Consider the following 1,001-nt stretch of genomic DNA (forward strand, 5'->3'; position numbering starts at 1 on the left):
CCGCTCGCTCGCTACAGCGCTACTAACGGCGCGCTCGTGAGCGGCTTCGCTACCGCCGAGCTACACCACCTGATGGGACACGACCGCCCGTTCACGGCAGGTCGCGCATAACATAGTATATCTCGGAAGTTAACTAAGCCTAAACATTCAACTGCAGCGTCATACCTGATTATATCAATCAGCCTTACAAGTGGTTGCAATTCTTTGGAGGTGCCTGTCTCTTGCCGGGAAATGCCGGAGGGATTTCAGCAATGACCACCAATATCGATTTGGACAGTTTTTCGGGTTTGGCCGACGAGCATTCCGGGCCGAATGAACACAGCAGCCAGGCAACGCCGGTAGAGATCCAGGTTGCGCAAGCAACTTCGACGCAGCCGCCCGCGCCGCCAGCGTCCGAACCGGTGCCGGTCGACGTCGGAAGCGGCGCGCCCGTTCAACCGGCGGCTCCCGCGGCGGCGAACGCAGCGGCGGCGCCCCATGAATATGTGGCCGACGCCAGCAACATGGTCAGGCTTCCGTCCAGCGTTTCCATCGACAACATCAAGGTCGACGGCCACAACCTTTTGCTCGAACAGGCCGACGGCTCGGTGATCGCGATCAAGGATGGCGCCCTGAACGTGCCGACCTTCATCATCGGCGACGTCGAGGTGCCGCGCGTTGCCTTGCTGGCCGCCCTTGAAGCAAGCCACGTCGATGTCGCCTTCGGCGCCGACGGTTCCATGTCGGCTGGTCCGGGAGGTGCCCCGGGCAGTGCTGGTGGGGACTTTACGGTTCCCCCAGGCGGTATCGGTGACGGATTCGACCTTTCGGCCTTGCTCCCCCCGACGGACCTGCAGTTTGGGCAGTTGGAGCCACGCGAGTTGACCATCGGCGTCTTGGGAAAGGACTCCACGCCATCGATTGGGCTCATAGGAGAGACCACCGTCTATGAGGCCGGCCTTCCGGCACGCGGCGGCGAGTCCGCGGGCTCGAACGCTGCCGCCAACTCGGAGACCACCTCG

General features: G+C 62.5%; 1 protein-coding gene. It reads left to right on the plus strand.

Annotated features, from left to right (window positions below; all coding sequences use genetic code 11):
- Positions 1–251: 251 nt before the first annotated feature.
- Positions 252–1,001: hypothetical protein (locus NKJ78_RS30760; protein WP_352562817.1), on the plus strand; the 750-nt coding region annotated here is incomplete at its 3' end.

Origin of the sequence: Mesorhizobium sp. M0037 (genome assembly GCF_040323635.1) — a bacterium.
In the GTDB taxonomy this organism is placed as follows: Bacteria; Pseudomonadota; Alphaproteobacteria; order Rhizobiales; family Rhizobiaceae; genus Mesorhizobium.